17 protein-coding genes are annotated in these 18,852 nt (G+C 72.4%); 9 read left to right on the forward strand and 8 right to left on the reverse strand.

Annotation, left to right across the window (positions count from 1 at the left end; genetic code table 11):
* The first annotated feature begins 224 nt into the window (after positions 1–224).
* A complete protein-coding gene (locus ABT137_RS37625; RefSeq protein WP_351715813.1) occupies positions 225–1,001 on the forward strand; it encodes an endo alpha-1,4 polygalactosaminidase in 777 nt (258 codons plus the stop codon).
* A 9-nt stretch (positions 1,002–1,010) separates the two neighbouring features.
* Here ABT137_RS37625 and ABT137_RS37630 read toward each other — a convergent pair whose 3' ends face one another.
* Positions 1,011–1,808, reverse strand: a complete 798-nt coding sequence (locus ABT137_RS37630; RefSeq protein ID WP_351715814.1) for an adenosylcobinamide-GDP ribazoletransferase — start codon at positions 1,806–1,808, stop codon at positions 1,011–1,013.
* 94 nt (positions 1,809–1,902) lie between these two features.
* Between ABT137_RS37630 and ABT137_RS37635 the strand changes: the two genes are divergently transcribed.
* Entirely contained in the window at positions 1,903–2,700 is a 798-nt protein-coding gene (locus ABT137_RS37635) for a hypothetical protein (RefSeq protein ID WP_351715816.1), read from the forward strand.
* Here the strand turns inward: ABT137_RS37635 and ABT137_RS37640 are convergent.
* From ABT137_RS37640 to cobT, 3 genes are all read right to left on the reverse strand, one after another.
* Complete coding sequence (locus tag ABT137_RS37640; RefSeq protein ID WP_351715818.1) at positions 2,607–3,362, reverse strand: hypothetical protein; 756 nt, start codon at positions 3,360–3,362, stop codon at positions 2,607–2,609. The genes ABT137_RS37635 and ABT137_RS37640 overlap by 94 nt on opposite strands.
* Positions 3,363–3,372: 10 nt before the next feature.
* A complete protein-coding gene (locus ABT137_RS37645) occupies positions 3,373–5,175 on the reverse strand; it encodes a phosphatidylglycerol lysyltransferase domain-containing protein (RefSeq protein WP_351715820.1) in 1,803 nt (600 codons plus the stop codon).
* Positions 5,176–5,433: 258 nt separating this feature from the next.
* A complete protein-coding gene (cobT, locus tag ABT137_RS37650; RefSeq protein WP_351715822.1) occupies positions 5,434–6,504 on the reverse strand; it encodes a nicotinate-nucleotide--dimethylbenzimidazole phosphoribosyltransferase in 1,071 nt (356 codons plus the stop codon).
* A gap of 150 nt (positions 6,505–6,654) precedes the next feature.
* Between cobT and ABT137_RS37655 the strand changes: the two genes are divergently transcribed.
* Positions 6,655–7,632, forward strand: coding sequence for a class I SAM-dependent methyltransferase (locus ABT137_RS37655; protein ID WP_351715824.1), 978 nt, complete (start codon positions 6,655–6,657; stop codon positions 7,630–7,632).
* A 218-nt stretch (positions 7,633–7,850) separates the two neighbouring features.
* Here ABT137_RS37655 and ABT137_RS37660 read toward each other — a convergent pair whose 3' ends face one another.
* Entirely contained in the window at positions 7,851–9,050 is a 1,200-nt protein-coding gene (locus ABT137_RS37660) for a bifunctional adenosylcobinamide kinase/adenosylcobinamide-phosphate guanylyltransferase (RefSeq protein ID WP_351715826.1), read from the reverse strand.
* A gap of 180 nt (positions 9,051–9,230) precedes the next feature.
* Here ABT137_RS37660 and ABT137_RS37665 point away from each other — a divergent pair, with 180 nt between their 5' ends.
* On the forward strand, positions 9,231–9,443 hold the full coding sequence (locus ABT137_RS37665; RefSeq protein ID WP_234542644.1) for a hypothetical protein: 213 nt from the start codon (positions 9,231–9,233) through the stop codon (positions 9,441–9,443).
* A 67-nt stretch (positions 9,444–9,510) separates the two neighbouring features.
* Here ABT137_RS37665 and ABT137_RS37670 read toward each other — a convergent pair whose 3' ends face one another.
* The 3 genes from ABT137_RS37670 to ABT137_RS37680 form a co-directional block, all read right to left on the reverse strand.
* Positions 9,511–10,590 carry a S1C family serine protease gene (locus ABT137_RS37670; protein ID WP_351715828.1) on the reverse strand — a complete coding sequence of 360 codons (1,080 nt, stop codon included), beginning with the start codon at positions 10,588–10,590 and terminating at the stop codon, positions 9,511–9,513.
* A 97-nt stretch (positions 10,591–10,687) separates the two neighbouring features.
* The gene (locus ABT137_RS37675) at positions 10,688–11,389 is read right to left on the reverse strand and encodes a class I SAM-dependent methyltransferase (RefSeq protein WP_351715830.1); all 702 of its coding nucleotides are present in this window, start codon (positions 11,387–11,389) and stop codon (positions 10,688–10,690) included.
* A gap of 83 nt (positions 11,390–11,472) precedes the next feature.
* Entirely contained in the window at positions 11,473–12,147 is a 675-nt protein-coding gene (locus tag ABT137_RS37680) for a DUF3043 domain-containing protein (protein WP_351715832.1), read from the reverse strand.
* A 201-nt stretch (positions 12,148–12,348) separates the two neighbouring features.
* On the opposite strand from ABT137_RS37680, the gene ABT137_RS37685 reads away from it, so the two are divergent.
* The 5 genes from ABT137_RS37685 to ABT137_RS37705 all read left to right on the forward strand — a co-directional run bounded on the left by ABT137_RS37685 (position 12,349) and on the right by ABT137_RS37705 (position 18,843).
* Positions 12,349–13,140, forward strand: a complete 792-nt coding sequence (locus ABT137_RS37685) for a PspA/IM30 family protein (RefSeq protein WP_093503936.1) — start codon at positions 12,349–12,351, stop codon at positions 13,138–13,140.
* A 28-nt stretch (positions 13,141–13,168) separates the two neighbouring features.
* Positions 13,169–13,447, forward strand: a complete 279-nt coding sequence (gene pspAA / locus ABT137_RS37690; RefSeq protein WP_351715946.1) for a PspA-associated protein PspAA — start codon at positions 13,169–13,171, stop codon at positions 13,445–13,447.
* A 143-nt stretch (positions 13,448–13,590) separates the two neighbouring features.
* A complete protein-coding gene (locus ABT137_RS37695) occupies positions 13,591–14,862 on the forward strand; it encodes a sensor histidine kinase (RefSeq protein WP_351715834.1) in 1,272 nt (423 codons plus the stop codon).
* Positions 14,859–15,542, forward strand: a complete 684-nt coding sequence (locus ABT137_RS37700) for a response regulator (RefSeq protein WP_351715836.1) — start codon at positions 14,859–14,861, stop codon at positions 15,540–15,542. The genes ABT137_RS37695 and ABT137_RS37700 overlap by 4 nt, the downstream gene beginning before the upstream one ends.
* A gap of 187 nt (positions 15,543–15,729) precedes the next feature.
* Positions 15,730–18,843, forward strand: a complete 3,114-nt coding sequence (locus ABT137_RS37705; protein WP_351715837.1) for an efflux RND transporter permease subunit — start codon at positions 15,730–15,732, stop codon at positions 18,841–18,843.
* The last annotated feature ends 9 nt before the right edge of the window (positions 18,844–18,852 follow it).

The raw sequence follows: 18,852 nt of genomic DNA on the forward strand, positions 1-18,852 counted from the left end.
CGGGGAGCGACCCTGAGGAGTGCCCTCGGGTCGCGTTGCGACCGGGGCCTTCACCCCGTCGGCGAACACCCGGGACGAGCCTACGCGTGTGTATGCGTTCGCTCATTCCTGCGGTCGTTCACCTGGGGGTGGCGTCGTAGCCACTTCGGGCCCGCCGGCCGGTGGCCCGAGCCGATGGGAGATCATCCCTGGGGAACCCCGCCGCACCCCCTGGAGCCAGCCCGGTGAACCTCCGCACCACCCCGTTGCTCGTCCTCCTGGCCCTGCTCGCCGGTTGCACACGGTCGGGCTCGGACGACGCCGGGCGCTGGCAACCGAGGCCGGGCGTCAGCTGGCAGTGGCAGCTGAGCGGCCGTGTCGACACCTCCGTCAAGGCGTCCGTCTACGACATCGACGGCTTCGACCAGTCCGGGGCGACGGTCGCCACGCTGCACGGCAAGGGCCGCAAGGTCATCTGCTACATCTCCACCGGCGCCTACGAGGACTGGCGCCCCGACGCGAAGAAGTTCCCGGCGTCGGTGCTCGGCCGCGGCAACGGCTGGGAGGGCGAGCGCTGGCTGGACATCCGCCGTACGGACGTGCTGAAGCCGTTGATGGCGGCCCGCTTCGACATGTGCAAGGACAAGGGGTTCGACGCGGTGGAGCCCGACAACATGGACGGCTACAAGAACCGCACCGGCTTCCCCCTCACGGCGGCCGACCAGCTCCGCTACAACAGGCTCGTCGCCGGGCTCGCCCACGACCGGGGCATGGCGGTGGGCCTGAAGAACGACCTGGACCAGATACCGCGGCTGGTGGGCGACTTCGACTTCGCGGTGAACGAGCAGTGCGCCCAGTACGGCGAGTGCGACGACCTGAAGCCGTTCATCAAGGCGGACAAGGCGGTCTTCCACGTGGAGTACGAACTGCCGACGAGCAGGTTCTGCGCACAGTCACGGAAGTTGAAGCTGAGCTCGCTGGAGAAGAAGTACGAGCTGGGGGTGTGGCGAAGGGCCTGCTGAAGCGCTCCTTCAGTGACCCCCCAAGGAGAACACCACGAGCGCCGCGGTCGCCGCCGTCTCGGCAAGCGCCCCGAACACGTCCCCGGTCACCCCGCCGAACCGCCGCCGGCAGTGCCGCAGCAGCCCGTCCGTCGCGGCCTCGGCCACCACCACCGCGAGCAGCGCCCGCAGGCTGTCGCCGGCCCCCACCAACGCCCCGGCACCGGCCGCCAGCAGCATCACCGCGAACGTGACCACGGTCGCCCCCACCTTGGGCACCACCCCGGCCACCGCCGCCCCCAACCCCTCCGGACGGGCGGCGGGCACCCCCTCCACCGCGGCCAGCGTCAGCGCCAGCCGGGCCACCGTCGCCGCGACGACCGCCGCCAGGGCGCCCCGCTGCCACCCGTCGCCGTATGCCTGGGCCAGCGCGGCCACCTGCCCGAGCAGGACGAGGACGAGGGTGATGACCCCGAACGGCCCGATGTCCGACTGCTTCATGATCCGCAGGGCGTCCTCGGCGGGCTTGCCGCTGCCCAGGCCGTCGGCGGTGTCGGCGAGGCCGTCCAGATGCAGGCCGCGGGTGAGCACGGCCGGGACGGCGACGGCGGCGACCGCGGCCACCAGCGCGCTCGCCCCGGCCGCCAGCAGCAGGGCGCCGACCGCCCCCGCACAGGCGCCGACCGCGAGGCCGGCCAGCGGGGCGGACAGCATGCCGCCGCGGGCCGCCTCGCGGTCCCAGCGGGTGACCTTCACGGGGAACACGGTCAGCGTGCCGAAGGCGAAGCGGACGCCGTCGAACCAGGGAGTCGCAGAGGTCACAGCCACCGGCGCAGGTTACCTGGTGGTCAGGAAGCCGCGGCCCGGCCGGACTCCGGGCCGGACTCCCGGTGAGGCCCGCCGCCAGGGATAAAGTGCGCACATGGGACATTGGCTGGAGCGGAACATCATCGAGCCGGGCAAACTCCCGCTGCTGCTCGCCCTGACCGCCTTCGTCCTGACCTTTGTGATCACCCGGGTCATCACCCGGCTGATCCGCGCCGGAAAGGGCCCGTTCGGCAACGTGAAGGCGGGCGGGCTGCACATCCACCACGTGGTCCCCGGCGTCGTCCTCGTCGTCATCGGCGGCTTCGGCGCGGTCGCCGGTTCCCGCAACGGCGTCGGCGCGGCCCTCGCCGCGATCGTCTTCGGGATCGGCGCGGGGCTCGTCCTCGACGAGTTCGCGCTGATCCTGCACCTCGGCGACGTCTACTGGACCGAGGAGGGCCGCAAGAGCGTCGAGGTCGTCGTCATCACGGCCGCGCTGGTGGGGCTGCTGCTCGCCGGTTTCTCGCCGTTCGGCGTCAACGACCTCTCGGCGGACGAACTCCAGGACCGGGGGACCGTCATCGCGAACGTCGTGGCCAACTTCGTCCTCTCCCTCGTCGCCCTGAGCAAGGGCAAGACGCGCACCGCGATCTTCGGGGTGATCGTCCCGCTGGTCGCGATCGTCGGCGCGGTCCGGCTGGCCCGCCCCGGCTCGGCCTGGGCCCGCCGCTTCTACGGCAACCGGCCGCGCGCCCGGGCCAGGGCCCGGCTGCGCACCTATCACCACGACCGCCGCTGGTCCCGGCTCACCCTGACCCTTCAGGACTGGATCGGCGGCAAACCCGACCGCCCCGCACCGCTGCGACTGCCCGGCCGCGGTCCCGGCCCCGGTCCCGACCCCGGCCGCCGGTGACGCCACCGGCGCCACAGCCGCCGCCCCGCAGGCGCCACCGCGCACAGCACCGTCACGCCCGCGATGGCCGCCCAGTGCTCCTTTCCGGCCAGGTTGTCCTTCAGCGCCACCTCGACCGCCATCGCGGCCGCCACCGCGCCGGCGGTGACGTAGGCGCCGTACCGCCAGCCCAGGTAGACCGCGAGCCCGACGACGGCGGCCGACGGCCCGGTGTCCACCACCTGGGCGTCCGAGGCCGGCAGTCCGAGCGGACCGTGCGGCCCCAGCGCGATGCCCGTCCGCGCGTACAGCGTGCCGGCGAGGGTCGCCACGTACGCGATGACCAACGTCCGGCACCAGCCCAGGCACACCTCGGCGATGCCGAAGACCACCAGGATCTGAACCAGCGCGCCCCATACCGGCAGGTCGAGCGCCGGCACGAACAGCGACAGGGGAGTGCGCAGCAGGGCCGCCCAGAGCGGGTCCTCGGCGCGCACCGCCCCGACGTCCTGCACGAAGAGGTAGCCCCACGACTGGTTCTGCGTGAACTGGAGCAGCGCGGTCAGGCACACCGCCCCCGCCGTCATCGGCACCGCCCGCAGCCGGCGCTTCGCCAGCGGGCCGCTCACGGTGGCGTACAACAGCCCCCACTCGGCGCGGGCCCAGCGGGCGAGCGGTGTCATGCGGTGGTCCTCATCCCTGCATTTCCCTCTGCGTGTCCAGGTGCCGCCGGTGCAGCCACTTCGGCAGCCCCGACGACACGGCCCCCAGGAACCCCTCCGCGCGCGCCGACGCCAGGCCGATGCGCGGCAGGTCCGCGCTCTTCTCGAAGAGCAGGAACCGGGGTTCCCAGATGGGCCGGTACTTGGCGTTGGCCCGGTACAGGGACTCGATCTGCCACCACCGGGAGAAGAAGCTCAGCAAGGACCTCCACAGCCGCAGCACCGGCCCGGCACCGAGCCGCGCACCACGTTCGAAGACCGAACGGAACATCGCGAAGTTGAGCGAGACCTGCGTGATCCCGATCTCTCCGGCACGCCGGAGCAGTTCGATGACCATGAACTCCATCAGCCCGTTGTCGGAGTCCCGGTCCCGCCGCATGAGATCGAGGGACAGGCCGCCCGGCCCCCACGGCACGAAGGAGAGCAGGGCCCGCAGCTCACCCTCCCCGTCCGTGCACTCCAGCATCACGCACCGCCCGTCCCGGCCGTCCCCGAGCCGCCCCAGCGCCATGCTGAAGCCGCGCTCGGTGGCCCCGTCCCGCCAGTCGTCCGCGCGCCGGACCAGGTACGACATCTCGTCCGCCGGGATGTCCTCGTGGCGGCGGATCCGCACCTCGTACCCCGCCCGCCCGACCCGGTTGTACGCCTGCCGGACGGTCCGCATCGCCCGCCCCTCCAGCGTGAACTCGGCGACCTCGACGATCGCCTCGTCGCCGAGCTCCAGCGCGTCAAGGCCGTGCCGCGCGTACACGGTCCCGGCTTCCTCGCTCGCCCCCATCACCGCCGGGATCCACCCGTGCGCCCGCGCCTCGCCGAGCCACGGCACGATGGCCCCCGGCCACGCCTCCGGATCCCCGAGCGGATCCCCGGAGGCGAGCGACACCCCGCCCACCACCCGGTACGCGACCGCCGCCTTCCCGGTGGGCGACCACACGACACTCTTCTCCCGCCGCAGCGCGAAGTATCCGAGCGAGTCCCGCTCGCCGTGCCGCTCCAGCAGGGCCCGCAGCCGCTTCTCGTCGTCCTCGGTGATCGGGTCCACGGCGCGGCGGGAGCGGAAGGCGGCGTAGAAGACGGCGAGCACGAGGAGCGTGCTGAGCACGTTGATGACGACGTTCACCCAGTTGGGCGGCGCGATGTACGGGAACCGGGAGGGGTCGGCGGCGACCGACACCAGGCGCAGGGTGCCGTAGTGCCAGCGCTCCAGGAACGTCGAACGCGCGGCGTGCGGCGCCTGGTCGGTGACGGTCACGAGGAGGGCGGCGAGCAGTGAGGCGGCGACACCGCCGGCGACGGCGACGGTGGCGGCGAGGCGCGGGTTCGACCGGTCGCCCTTCGCGTAGAACTCCCGCCGCCCGACGAGCAGGGCCACGACGAAGGCGGCGGTCAGCACGATCGAGATCCAGTTCTGCGCGTACCGCCGGATCTCCGGGAACGCCATGGCGAACGCGAACAGCGCGAGGAAGAGCCCGCTCAGCACCAGGTTGAGGATCCACGCGGCCCGCTTGCGGCGCCGCATCGTGATCGCGAGGAACGCGGTGAACACACCGGAGGCGAAGCCGGCCGTCAGCAGGTACGGCGTGAAGAAGTTCTCCTGGTTGTGCCGCCGCACGTCCTGACCCAGCGACAGCCACACCGCACTGAGGAAATTGACGAAGGCGACGGCCCGCAAGTACCACACGGCAACGGCAGCGGCCCGCTGGGAAACCCCGGCATCCCGCCGCCCCGACCCACGTCCCTCACACCGCTCCACGGCAATTCGGACATCTCCCATGGAGAGCGATCATATGGGCGTCTCTACCTCAAACCCCGCCGCACGCCCCCTTTTTCCGCCGGACGCATACGTGGACCGAGGGTCTCGCCGCTGCCGGTACCGGTCACCTGCCGAGTGCCGCGCCGCCGACGGCTGTTCGCGCAGTTCCTCCCCCAGCCTTCGGCCGGGGGTGCCCCCAGCGCACCTGAAGGGGTGCCACGGCCCCCCGCGCCCCTGAGGCGGTGGGGGGTGCCGTCCCGGTCTTGACCCGTGGGCCCGCTACTCTTCCGGCTTCTCCTCGGCTTCCGGCTTCTCGGGGAGCTCTGCCGCCAGTGCCGCCGCGGCCTGGACCAGCGGCAGCGCCAGCAGGGCGCCCGCGCCCTCGCCGACCTTCACGCCCTGCTCAAGGAGCGGCTCCAGGGCCATCCGGTCCAGCGCCTTCGCCTGGCCCGGTTCCCCGCTGTCGTGCCCGGCCAGCCACCAGTCCGGAGCCCGGAACGCGATCCGCTGCGCGACCAGCGCACACGCGGCCACCACCACCCCGTCCAGCACCACCGGCAGCTTCCGCACCGCCGACTGCAACAGGAACCCGGTCATCGCCGCGAGGTCGGCCCCGCCGACCGTCGCCAGCAACTGCAACTGGTCCCCGAGCACCGGCCGCGCCCGCCGCAGCGCGTCCCGGATCGCGGCGCACTTGCGCATCCACGCGAGGTCGTCGATGGCGAGCCCGCCCCGCCCGGTCACCACGGACGCGTCCGTCCCGCAGAGCGCCGCGACCAGGACGGAGGCCGCCGTGGTGCCGCCGACGCTGACGTCGCCGAGGACCACCAGATCGGTCCCCGAGTCGGCCTCCTCGTCGGCCAGCGCGACGCCCGCCCGGAAGGCCGCCTCGGCCTCCTCCAGGGTCAGCGCGTCCTCGATGTCGATACGGCCGCTGCCCCGCCGCACCCGGTGCCGCACGACCTCCTCGGGCAGCGCCTCCGGGTCGCAGTCCAGCGCCATGTCCACGATCCGCACCGGGACCCCGAGCCGCCGGGCCAGTACCGCCACCGGGCTGGCCCCCTCCAGGACCGCCCGCACCAGCAGCTCCGCGCTGCCCGCGGGCCGGGCGGAGACGCCGAGTTCGGCGACGCCGTGGTCACCGGCGAAGAGCAGCACCCGCGGCCGTTCCACCGGCCGTACCGGTACCGAACCCTGCGCGGCGGCCAGCCACTCACCCAGGTCGTCGAGGCGGCCCAGCGACCCGGGCGGCACGGTCAGCCGCTCCCGGCGCGCCTCTGCGTCACGGCGCACACCGCCGTCGGGGCGCTCGATCAGATCGGTGAAGTCGTCGAGATTAAGCGAGCTCATTCGCCGAACAGTACCGGCACCGCACGAACGGTCAGGTGCCAGATCGCCACCACACCCGCACGGCGCCTTGGCAGGCAAGATCGGTATCCCATACGTTCCGGTTTGCAGTGGATTGCGTTCAGGGAGTACAGGGAGCACAGGGAGCCGCCCATGCCGCCGCGCACGCCCGAACCCGCCCCGGGCCCCGACCGGTTCCACGAGCCGCGCCGCGAGGACTGCCCCTGGTGCGGCTCCAGGCGCCTGCGCACCCGCCTGCGCACGCCCGACCTCCTGCACCACCGGCCGGGCACGTTCACCGTCGACGAGTGCCGGGACTGCGCGCACGTCTTCCAGAACCCCCGGCTGTCCCGGGCCGGACTCGCCCTCTACCACCGGGACTTCTACGACGGCCGCCTGGAGGACTACACCGACCGTCTGCAGGCCACCCGCGCCGGCCGCCGCCGGCACCGCGCCGCTGCCCGCGTGCTGCTGGCGCTGTCGGAGCCGGAGAGCTGGCTGGACGTCGGCACGGGCCACGCCCACTTCCCGCGCACGGCGAAGGAACTCTTCGCCTACACGTCGTTCGACGGCCTGGACCCGACCCTCCGCGTGGGGCGCGCCCAGACCGAGGGCCACATCGAGGAGGCCCACTGCGGCTACCTGGCCGCGCCGGAGGTGCTGGCCCGCCTGCGTGCCCGCTACGACGTCGTCAGCATGTTCCACCACCTGCAGCACACCCCCGACCCGCGCGCCGAACTCCGCGCCGCCCTCACGGCGCTGCGCCCCGGCGGCCACGTCGTCATCGACGTCCCGAACCCGCGCAGCGCGTTCGCCAGGCTCCTCGGCAAGTGGTGGATCCCCTACGGCCAGCCCCGCCACCTGCACCTGATGCCGCTGGCCAACCTCCGGGCGGAGCTGGAGTCCCAGGGCTGCGAGATCCTCAGAACCGACCGGAAGTCGCCCCACACGCCGTACGACGTCTCGGCGGCGCTCGGCCTGGCGCTCGGCCGGCTCCTGCCGAGGCGGTGGCGGCGCGTGGCGGCGCCGCTGGTCGCCGTGGCGAGCGTTGCCGACCACGCCCTGGCTCCGCTGCTGCGCCGGACGCCGTTCTCGAACGCGTACCGGATCGTGGCGAGAAAGGGGTGCTGACGGCCGGTCGCGCAACCGCGGGCCGGTGGGGGCTGGTCGCGCAGTTCCCCGCGCCCCTGAAGGGGCGCTTCAGCCGCGGGCGCCTTGTCAGCTGACGTAGCTGCGGGCAGTCGTGCCTCCCCCAGTGCCTTAAGGGCCTGGGAGGTGCCCCCAGGGCGGCACGGGTGGGCGCAGCGGCACCCTGCTCGCGCCGGTAAGCGACCCCCCGCCCCCCCCCACTACCTCAGCACCACCACCTGCCCCGCCACCACCAGCAGCACCTGCTCGCACTCGCCCGCGAACGCCGCGTTCAGCCGTCCCAGTTCGTCCCGGTACCGCCGCCCCGACGCCGTCGCCGGTACGATCCCCGACCCGACCTCGTTGGAGACCGCGACCACCGTCCGCCGTGTCCCCCGCACCGCCTCCGTCAGCTCCCGCACCCGCTCCCGCAGGGCCTTCTCCCCGCCCGACGCCCACTCCGTGTCGTCCCACGCCCCGACGGAGTCCATCGCGTCCGTCAGCCACAGCGACAGGCAGTCGACCAGCAACGGCGGCCCGTCCTGCGCCAGCAACGGCACGAGGTCGCACGTCTCCGTCGTACGCCACGAGCCCGGCCGCCGCTCCCGGTGCGTGGCCACCCGCGCCGCCCACTCGGTGTCCCCGCCGCGGGTGCCGCCCGTGGCGATGTACAGCACGTCGGGGAAGGACTCCAGCCGCCGCTCGGCCTCCACGGACTTCCCCGACCGGGCGCCGCCCAGCACCAGCGTCCGGCGCGGTACGTCGGGCACGTCCTCGTACACCCCCACCGTCAGCGTCGTCCCGTCCGGCACCGCCCGCGCCCCGGCCGCCGCCAGCCGCCGGCGCAACTCCGGGCCGGGCGGCACGTCGTGGCCGAGATGGACGGCGACGACATCCGTGGTCGGCCCGACCGAGCCGACCGCCCGGAGGCGCGCCAACGCGTCCGGGCGCCCCACGACGTCGAGGAGCACCAGGTCGTACGAGTCCGCGCTCCCGTTCTCCAGCCCGGCCTGCGCACCGCCCGGCGGCAGGTACAGCAGCCGCTGCCCGTCGGGGCCGGTCACCGCGTACCCGGTGCCGCCCGCGTCCATCGCCACCGCCCGCACCCGATGCCCCGTCAGCAGCGCCAGCTCCCGCCCGTCCGGCACCCGCCCCGGCTGCGGCAGCCCGGCCGGCACTTCGACGGCGGGCCCGTCGTGCGGATGCGACAGCAGCACCTGCCGTACCCCGCCGAGGGACAACCCGGCCCGGGCCGCCGCGAACGCCACGCCCGGCGTCAGATCGAGCAGCAGCGTCCCGTCGACGAGCACCGAGGTGGCGGCCCGCGCATCCTCCCCGACGGCACGCGCACAGGCCGCACAGGGACAGCCGGGGCGAGGCAGCCCCGCGGGAGCACCGGTACCGAGCAAAGTCACTTCCACGGACCGATTCTCACCCGTCCTGACGGTTCTCGCTTCAGCCGACGCCCCCTACAACGCGCCCCGAAGGGGCGCGGGGTACTGCGCGCTCAGCCCCCACCGGGCCCGCACACAAGCCCACAACCAGCGGAGTTTTTGTCGGCGCCCTTATACGATGCACCGGTTGGATCAAAGGAGGCCTACATGGCGGCATGGACATGGCGGTTCGAGAAGGCCGACGGGACGGAGGTCCAGCCCGCGGTGGAGCCCGAGGAGTTCACCACGCAGGGCGACGCCGAGTCGTGGATCGGCGAGCAGTGGAAGGCCCTGCTGGCCGGCGGCGCCGACCAGGTGCGGCTCTACGAGGACGCCACCGAGATCTACGGCCCGATGAGTCTGCACGCGGACGAGTCCTGAGACGTGCCGGTCCGGGGCGGCCCTCGCCGGCCGCCCCGCCGGTACCGGTCGCCCCGCCGTCACCGGGTCACTGCTCGCCCAGCGTCACGTCCACCGTCCTCCTGATGCCCTCCCGGCTGTAGGCCACCGTCGTCTTCTGCCCCGGCCGGTCCGCGGCGAGCGACTCGGCCAGTGAGGTGATGGTGGTGATGTCGTCACCACCCAGCCTGGTGATGATGTCCCCGGGCCGGATGCCCGCCTTGTCGGCCGCGTCGCCGTGCTTCACGGTCACCACGGCCACCCCGGCCGGCTGGTAGTTCTCGTCGACGACCGTGCGCCCGGTGATGCCCAGCGCGGCCCGCCCCGAGTCGGTGACCTGGCCCTGCTTGATGATCTGGTCGGCGACCGTCTTCACCATCGACCCCGGGATGGCGAACCCGATCCCGGGCGCCGCGCTGCCGCCGAGGTCGGGGTCGCTCGCGGCGAGCGTGGGGATGCCGATGACGTGGCCGTCCAGGTCGACCAGGGCGCCACCGCTGTTGCCGGGGTTGATGGCCGCCGAGGTCTGCACCATGTTGGGGATGGTGGCGCCCGTACCGCCGCCCGCGGTGTCCTCGCTGACGGTCCGTCCGGTCGCCGACACGATGCCCTCGGTCACGCTGGACGACAGCCCGAGCGGCGATCCCATGGCCAGCGTGATCTGCCCGACCGAGACCTTCTCGGTGTCCCCGAAGGTGGCCGCCTTCAGCCCGTCCGGGATCTTGTCGAGCCTGATGACCGCCAGGTCCTGCTGGGGGTAGGAGTACACCAGCGTCGCGGTCAGCGGTTCCTCGTTGTTGGCGGTCGTCACCTTGAACTTCTTCTCGTTCCCGACGACATGCGCGTTGGTGACGATGTGTCCGCTGCCGTCGTAGACCACGCCCGAGCCCAGGTCGCTGCTGGCCTGGATCTGCACGACCGACGGCAGGACGTCCTTGATCACCTTCTGGTACCGGTTCTGCAGGTCCGTCGCCGCCAGGGGGACGGCCGCCGCCTGCGCGGCCCGGGAGGCCGAGGCGTCCTCGGCCGCGTCGCCGTCGAAGGCGGAGCATCCGGAGACCAGGGCGAGGCAGCAGGAACCGAGCGCGGCGGCCGAACGCAGGGTCCGGCGGGCGGGGGAAGCGTCCATGTCCCGAGTCTCGCCGCGGCGGTGACGCCGCGGCTCGCGCTGCTGGCCCGAACGAGCGGCAGTGGCACACCGCAGCGGTACGCGGCACCGGGTGCGGTCAGCCGCGGACCCCGCACAGGTGCAGCAGCGCCGCGACCGCCCGGTACGGATCCGTCCGCCCGGCCCGCTCCTCCGCCACGAGCAGCGTCTCCAGGTCGTCCGGTGCCCCGGCGCCGTCCGCGGCGGTGTCCGTGAACACCCGTACGCCGTACCAGGACTGCAGCGGCGCCCCGATGCCGGCGAGGGCACCGGTGAGGGCGCTCAGCCGGTCGGCCCGGACGTCCAGGCCCAGCCGGTTGCGATAGGAGAGGGTGTCGAAGGCCTCCAGGGCGCCCGCCCAGTCACCGCTCAGCCCCGGCCGCATCGCCAGCGCGTCGGCGTTGCGCACCAGCAGCGACAGCAGCCCGCCCGGGGCCAGCATGCGGGCCAGCCCGGCGAGCAGCGCGTCCGGCTCCTCGACGTACATCAGCACCCCGTGGCAGAGCACCACGTCGAAGCTGCCCGGCAGGAAGTGGACGCCTGTGTCGCGCCCGTCCCCCTGGACGATCCGCACCCGCTCGCGGATGCCCTCCGGCTCGGCGGCCAGGGCCTCCCGCGCGGCCGCGATCATCGTCGGTTCCCGCTCCACACCGGTCACCTGGTGCCCGGCCCGGGCCAGCCGCAGCGCCTGCGTGCCCTGGCCCATCCCTACGTCGAGCACCCGCAGCCGCTGCCCCACCGGGAAACGCCCGGCTATCTGCTCGTCGAGCTGACGGGCCACCAACTGCTGCCGTACGACATCACGCAGCCCGCCCAGCTTGTTCAGCCAGGCCTTCGCCGCACCCCCGGAGAACGGCTCTGTGCTCAGGGCCGCTCTCCGCGCTTGACCTGCGGCTTGGGCAGCCGGAGCCGGCGCATCTGGAGGGAGCGCATCAGGGCGTAGGCGACGGCGCCCTTCTTGTTCTGGTCGGGGAAGCGCTCGGCCAGGCGCTTGCGCAGCCGCAGCCCGCTGATCACCGCGTCGAGCACGATCAGCACGATCACGACCAGCCACAGCAGCAGCGCGATGTTCTTGATCGCCGCGTTGTTGACCACGCTCATGACCAGGATGACCACGGCCAGCGGCAGGAAGAACTCCGCCACGTTGAAACGTGAGTCGACCCAGTCACGGGCGAATCTGCGGACCGGGCCCTTGTCACGGGCCGGCAGGTACCGCTCGTCGCCGGTGGCCAGCGCCTGGCGCTGCCGATCCATGGCGGCGCGGCGATCGTCGCGCTGACGCTTGGCGGCGTCCTTGCGCGTCGTCGGCGTGTTGGCCACGCTGCGCCGCTGGGTCTGGGCCTCACTGCGCTTGGGCGTGGGCCTGCCCTTGGGGGCCTGCGGGTCACGGGTCTGCTTGGAGTCGGTCACAGCCGCCTTGTCGGCGGGGGCCTTCTCATCCTTGGCACGGCTACGGAACACAAAACCCAAGGGTACGGGGTCACGGGGTGTGGGCCCTAGTCCGGCGGGGAACGATCCCGCAACGCCAGTCGTCTCCATGGGGGGACAGAGGGGACGTTGCAGGCGCTTCGCTCAGGGGGACCCTCTCCTACCTGTGCCGGAGCGGAGCTGTCGGTAGTCGTCCTTGGGGATGAGCGCATCGGTCCCCGAACAGTGCGGTAATGGAGGCAGGGCCCGTACTGTGGGTTCTGTCGCAGGATCTGTGAGCTGGAGTCCGTCAGAAGGGGGCGCGCGAAGCCCATGAGCGGTGTCATGAAGCGTATGGGGATGATCTTCCGCGCGAAGGCGAACAAGGCCCTGGACAGGGCCGAGGACCCGCGCGAGACCCTCGACTACTCGTACCAGAAGCAGCTCGAGCTGCTGCAGAAGGTCCGCCGCGGCGTCGCCGACGTGGCGACCAGCCGCAAGCGGCTCGAACTCCAGCTGAACCAGCTCCAGCAGCAGTCCACCAAGCTGGAGGACCAGGGCCGCAAGGCGCTCGCGCTCGGCCGCGAGGACCTCGCCCGCGAGGCGCTCTCCCGCCGCGCCGCCCTCCAGCAGCAGGTGACCGACCTGGAGACGCAGCACGCCACCCTCCAGGGCGAGGAGGAGAAGCTCACCCTCGCGGCCCAGCGCCTGCAGGCCAAGGTGGACGCCTTCCGTACGAAGAAGGAGACCATCAAGGCCACCTACACCGCCGCCCAGGCCCAGACCCGCATCGGCGAGGCCTTCACCGGCATCTCCGAGGAGATGGGCGACGTCGGCCTCGCCATCCAGCGCGCCGAGGACAAGACGCAGCAGCTCCAGGCCCGCGCCGGCGCCATCGACGAGCTCCTCGCCTCCGGCGCCCTGGACGACCCGACCGGCACGGCCAAGGACGACATCGCCGCCGAGCTGGACCGGCTCTCCGGTGGTACGGATGTGGAGCTGGAACTGCAGCGCATGAAGGCCGAGCTCGCCGGAGGTTCGCCCCAGCAGGCGATCGAGGGCGGCACCGGCCAGGGCCAGCAGTCGCAGCAGCCGCAGGACACCCCGCGCTTCGACAAGCAGTAGCCGACGCCTGGAGGGCGACATGGCCGACATGGTCGTGAGGATCATGGGGGAGGGCCAGGTGAGGCTGGCCGACAGCCACCTCACCGAACTGAACAAGCTGGACGACGAGCTCCTCGCGGAGACGGAGTCCGGCGACGAGGCAGCCTTCCGCCGCACCCTGACCGCCCTCCTGGACAAGGTCCGGGAACTGGGCACTCCGCTCCCGGACGACGCCCTGGAACCCTCGGACCTGATCCTCCCGTCCTCGGACGCGACCCTGGCGGAGGTCAGGGCGCTGCTGCGGGACGACGGGCTGATTCCGGGCTGACTCGGTCCCACCGGCTCGCCCGGCGCCCGGACCTGTGCTTGTCAGCTGACCGAGTCGGACGGGCGGGTGGGAAACCCGGCGGTGCCCGCAGCGGGCCGAACCGACAGTTCCGGCCCGCACCAACCCGCCGTACTGTTCACAACGTGAGCACTCTCGAAAGAGCCCGCTGCAGAGCCGGCGCCCATCCACTCGCCGTGGACGCGGTCATCGCCGCGGGGGCCCTCGTCTGCATGGTCGTGAGCTCTTTCGCCGTGCCGCACGGCGCACACGGCGTCGCCTGGGGCATCCGCACCCCGGACCCCCTCAGCCTGCTGCTGATGACGCTCGCCGCCGCGGCCCTGGTCTTCCGCCGGCACGCCCCGAAGACGGTCCTCGCCGTCACCGGCGCCGCCTCCGTCGTCGAGTGCGTCACCGGCGACCCCCGCGCCCCCGTCGCGATGGCGGCCGTGGTCGCCCTGTTCACCGTCGCCGCCACCACCGACCGCCGCACCACCCTGCGGGCCGGCCTGCTCACCATGACCGTGCTGACCACCGCCGCGATGGTCGCGGGCCCCCTGCCGTGGTACGCCCAGGAGAACCTCGCGATCTTTGCCTGGACCGGTATCGGCGCCACCGCCGGGGACGCCGTCCGCAGCCGGCGCGCGGTCGTCCAGGCCATCCGCGAGCGTGCCGAGCGCGCCGAGCGGACCCGTGAGGAGGAGGCCCGCCGCCGGGTCGCCGAGGAGCGGCTGCGCATCGCCCGTGACCTGCACGACGTCGTCGCCCACCACATCGCCCTGGTCAATGTGCAGGCCGGGGTCGCCGCGCACGTCATGGACAAGCGGCCCGACCAGGCCAAGGAGGCCCTCGGCCACGTCCGCGAGGCCAGCCGCTCCGCGCTGAACGAACTGCGGGCCACCGTCGGCCTGCTCCGCCAGTCCGGCGACCCCGAGGCGCCGACCGAGCCCGCCCCCGGCCTGCACATCCTGGACGAACTCGCCGACACCTTCCGCCACGCCGGCCTGCAGGTCGAGGTCGCCCGCGCCGACCAGGGCACCACCCTGCCGGCCGCCGTCGACCTGGCCGCCTACCGGATCATCCAGGAGGCCCTGACCAACGTGCAGAAGCACGCGGGACCCGACGCCAAGGCCGAGGTGAGTGTCGTGCGCGTCGGACCGCACATCGAGGTCACCGTCCTGGACAACGGCTCCGGCGAGGACACCGCCCCCGAGGCCGGCGGCGGCCACGGGCTGCTCGGCATGCGCGAGCGCGTCACCGCCCTGCGCGGCACCCTCACCACCGGCCCCCGCTACGGCGGCGGCTTCCGCGTCCATGCGATCCTGCCGGTCAAGACCGACAGCAACGACCGTACGAGCGGCGGCCGTACGAACGGCCGCGCCAAGGGCCGTGCGGCCGCCCTGGGGGATTCCGTATGACGATCCGTGTCCTGCTCGCCGACGACCAGGCACTGCTGCGCAGCGCGTTCCGGGTGCTCGTCGACTCCGAGTCCGACATGGAGGTGGTCGGCGAGGCCTCCGACGGCGCCGAGGCGGTGGCGCTGACCAGGGAGCGCGAGGCCGACGTCGTCCTGATGGACATCCGGATGCCGGGCACGGACGGACTGGCCGCCACCCGGCTGATCAGTGCCGACCCTTCCCTCGCCCACGTCCGCGTGGTGATCCTCACGACCTTCGAGGTCGACGACTACGTCGTCCAGGCACTGCGCGCGGGCGCCTCCGGCTTCCTCGGCAAGGGCAGCGAACCCGAGGAACTCCTCAGCGCCATCCGTCTCGCCGCCGGCGGCGAGGCGCTGCTCTCCCCGACGGCCACCAAGGGCCTCATCGCCCGCTTCCTCGCCCAGGGCGACCTCGGCGACGACGGCCGCGACCCGGCCCGCTCCGAGCGGCTCGACGCACTCACCTCACGGGAGCGCGAGGTCCTGGTCCAGGTCGCGGGCGGGCACTCCAACGACGAGATCGCCGAACGCCTCGAGGTCAGCCCGCTGACCGTGAAGACGCACGTCAACCGGGCCATGGCCAAGCTGGGCGCGCGGGACCGGGCGCAGCTCGTGGTGATCGCGTACGAGTCGGGGCTGGTCCGCCCGAGGATGGACTGATCTCCACCCGGGCGTACTGCGGGCGGAGTAGGAGCCGGATAAGGGAACGGCACCCAGGGGCTACCCGAGCAGGTCCGCGCATGGGTGAGAGTGGTGCGGTGGGCGCTCACAGGTGCCCCCTGTGCCGTTCATCCACCGCTCACAGCAGCTCCGCTCACAGCAGCTCACCGAAAAGAGACCCTGACCCATGTCCTGGCTGTCCAGATTCAGCCTCGCGCAGCGGGCCCTGATAGGCCTCATCTCCCTGATCGCGCTCGTCTTCGGGGCGATCGCCATCCCCCAGATCAAGCAGCAGCTGCTGCCGACCATCTCCCTGCCCATGGTGTCGGTCATCGCCCCGTACCAGGGAGCGGCGCCCGACGTCGTCGAGAAGCAGGTCGTCGAGCCGATCGAGAACAACCTCGAAGGCGTCGACGGCGTCACCGGCGTCACCTCCACCGCGAGCGAGGGCAACGCCGTGATCATGGCGTCCTTCGACTACGGCAACGACACCAAGCAGCTGGTGGCCGACGTCCAGCTGGCCGTCAACCGCGCCCAGCTCCCGGACAGCGTCGACCCGCAGGTCATCTCCGGCTCCACGGACGACATGCCGACCGTGGTCCTCGCCGTCACCTCCGACAAGGACCAGCAGGCCCTCGCCGACCAGCTCGACACGACGGTCGTCCCGGCCCTGAAGGACGTCGACGGCGTCGGCCGCGTCCAGGTCACCGGCGTCCGGGACCTCCAGGTCGACGTCACCCCCGACGACGCGGAGCTGGCGAAGGCCGGTCTCACCTCCGCCGCCCTCGCCCAGTCGCTCCAGGCGGCCGGCGCGACCGTCCCGGCGGGCTCCTTCGACGAGGACGGCGCCAACCGCACCGTCCAGGTCGGCGGCGGTCTCACCTCGCTCCAGCAGATCAGGGACCTGATGGTCACCGGGCAGGGCGCGAAGAAGCCCGTGCGCCTCGGCGACGTCGCCACAGTGAAGGAGCAGGAGGCCCCGGCCGACTCCATCACCCGCACCGACGGCCGTCCCAGCCTCGCCGTCAACGTCACCATGGACCACGACGGCAGCGCGGTCTCCATCTCGAACGCGGTCAAGGACAAGCTGCCGAAGCTGCGCCAGGACCTCGGCTCCGGCGCCACCCTCACCGTCGTCAGCGACCAGGGCCCGGCGGTCTCCAAGTCCATCAAGGGCCTGACCACCGAGGGCGCTCTCGGCCTGCTCTTCGCGGTCCTCGTCATCCTGGTCTTCCTGGCCTCGGTCCGCTCGACCCTGGTGACGGCGGTGTCCATCCCGCTGTCCGTGGTCCTCACGCTGATCGTCCTGTGGACCCGCGGCCTCTCCCTCAACATGCTCACCCTCGGCGCGCTCACCATCGCCATCGGCCGGGTCGTCGACGACTCGATCGTGGTCCTGGAGAACATCAAGCGCCACCTCGGCTACGGCGAGGAGCGCAAGGCCGCCATCCTCGGCGCGGTCCGCGAGGTGGCCGGCGCGGTCACCTCCTCCACTCTCACCACGGTCGCCGTCTTCCTGCCGATCGGCCTGGTCGGCGGCATGGTGGGCCAGCTGTTCGGCCCCTTCAGCCTCACGGTCACGGCGGCCCTGCTGGCGTCCCTCCTGGTCTCCCTGACGGTCGTACCCGTCCTGTCCTACTGGTTCCTGCGCGCCCCGAAGAGCACCCCCGAGGACGCCGAGGAGGCCCGCCGCAAGGCCGAGGAGAAGGAGGCGAACAGCCGCCTCCAGCGCCTCTACGTCCCCGTCCTGCGCTTCGCGACCCGGCGCCGCCTCACCAGCGTGCTGATCGCGATCGTGGTCCTGGTCGTCACGTTCGGCATGTCCGGGCTGCTGAAGACAAACTTCTTCGACCAGGGCGACCAGGAGGTCCTCACCGTCAAGCAGGAGCTGAAGCCCGGCACCAGCCTGGCGGCGACCGACGCGCAGGCGAAGAAGGTCGAGAAGCTGCTCGCCTCCATCGACGGCGTCAAGAACTACCAGGTCACGGTCGGTTCGTCCGGCTTCATGGCGGCCTTCGGCGGCGGCACCGACACCAACCAGGCGTCGTACTCGGTCATGCTGGACGACTCGAAGTCGTACGACCGGGTCCAGAACGCCATCGAGGACGGCCTGCACAAGCTGTCCGGCATCGGTACGACCACCGTGTCGGCCGGTGACGGCTTCGGCAGCCAGGACCTGAGCGTCGTCGTGAAGGCGGCCGACGGCGATGTGCTGCGCAAGGCCTCCGAGCAGGTCCGGGCCACGGTCGCGGGGCTGGACGACGTCACCGACGTCACCAGCGACCTCGCGCAGAGCGTGCCGCGCATCTCGGTGAAGGCCAACTCCAAGGCCGCGGCCGCCGGGTTCGACGACCAGACGCTGGGCGCCGCCGTCACCCAGGCGGTCAAGGGCACCACCGCCGCGAAGGCGACCCTCGACGACACCGAGCGGGACGTCGTCGTGAAGTCCGCGAAGCCGGCCGAGACCCTGGCCCAGCTGCGCGCGCTCAGGCTGGGCCCGGTGAAGCTGGGCGACATCGCCACCGTGAAGCTGGTCGACGCGCCGGTGTCGATGACCCGGATCGACGGCCGGCGCGCCGCGACCATCAGCGCGAAGCCGACCGGTGACAACACGGGCGCGGTCAGCACCCAACTCCAGTCCAAGATCAAGGCGTTGAAGCTCCCGGCGGGCGCCACGGCCTCGATCGGCGGCGTCACCTCGGACCAGGACAGCGCGTTCAAGAACCTGGGCCTGGCGATGCTGGCGGCGATCGCGATCGTCTTCATGCTGCTGGTCGCGACCTTCCGGTCCCTGGTCCAGCCGCTGATCCTGCTGGTCTCCATCCCGTTCGCGGCGACCGGTGCGCTCGGCCTGCTGGTCGTCACCGGCACCCCGATGGGCGTCCCCGCGATGATCGGCATGCTGATGCTGATCGGCATCGTGGTGACGAACGCGATCGTCCTGATCGACCTCGTCAACCAGTACCGGAGCCAGGGGTACGGCGTCGTCGAGGCCGTGGTCGAGGGCGGCCGGCACCGGCTGCGCCCGATCCTCATGACGGCCCTGGCGACGATCTTCGCCCTGCTCCCGATGGCGCTCGGCGTCACCGGCGAGGGCGGCTTCATCGCCCAGCCGCTGGCGGTGGTCGTGATCGGCGGTCTGATCACCTCCACCCTGCTCACCCTGCTGCTCGTGCCGACGCTGTACGCGATGGTCGAACTCCGCAAGGAGCGCCGGGCCAGGAAGCGGGCCGCGAAGAAGGGCCGGGGAGACACGGAGTCCGCCCCCGCGGCCGAGGAGCCGCAGCCCGCGGCCGTGTGACGGTCCAGC

The sequence above is a fragment of the Streptomyces sp. NPDC001980 genome (genome assembly GCF_040296885.1).
In the GTDB taxonomy this organism is placed as follows: Bacteria; Actinomycetota; Actinomycetes; order Streptomycetales; family Streptomycetaceae; genus Streptomyces.

Bases quoted from the DNA above. Each gene is read 5' to 3' on its own strand.
- ABT137_RS37635 (WP_351715816.1), top strand. From the start codon at position 1,903: ATGGGACATTGGCTGGAGCGGAACATCATCGAGCCGGGCAAACTCCCG.
- ABT137_RS37640 (WP_351715818.1), bottom strand. From the start codon at position 3,362: ATGACACCGCTCGCCCGCTGGGCCCGCGCCGAGTGGGGGCTGTTGTAC.
- ABT137_RS37645 (WP_351715820.1), bottom strand. From the start codon at position 5,175: ATGGGAGATGTCCGAATTGCCGTGGAGCGGTGTGAGGGACGTGGGTCG.
- cobT (WP_351715822.1), bottom strand. From the start codon at position 6,504: ATGAGCTCGCTTAATCTCGACGACTTCACCGATCTGATCGAGCGCCCC.
- ABT137_RS37655 (WP_351715824.1), top strand. From the start codon at position 6,655: ATGCCGCCGCGCACGCCCGAACCCGCCCCGGGCCCCGACCGGTTCCAC.
- ABT137_RS37665 (WP_234542644.1), top strand. From the start codon at position 9,231: ATGGCGGCATGGACATGGCGGTTCGAGAAGGCCGACGGGACGGAGGTC.
- ABT137_RS37670 (WP_351715828.1), bottom strand. From the start codon at position 10,590: ATGGACGCTTCCCCCGCCCGCCGGACCCTGCGTTCGGCCGCCGCGCTC.
- ABT137_RS37680 (WP_351715832.1), bottom strand. From the start codon at position 12,147: ATGGAGACGACTGGCGTTGCGGGATCGTTCCCCGCCGGACTAGGGCCC.
- ABT137_RS37685 (WP_093503936.1), top strand. From the start codon at position 12,349: ATGAGCGGTGTCATGAAGCGTATGGGGATGATCTTCCGCGCGAAGGCG.
- pspAA (WP_351715946.1), top strand. From the start codon at position 13,169: ATGGTCGTGAGGATCATGGGGGAGGGCCAGGTGAGGCTGGCCGACAGC.
- ABT137_RS37700 (WP_351715836.1), top strand. From the start codon at position 14,859: ATGACGATCCGTGTCCTGCTCGCCGACGACCAGGCACTGCTGCGCAGC.
- ABT137_RS37705 (WP_351715837.1), top strand. From the start codon at position 15,730: ATGTCCTGGCTGTCCAGATTCAGCCTCGCGCAGCGGGCCCTGATAGGC.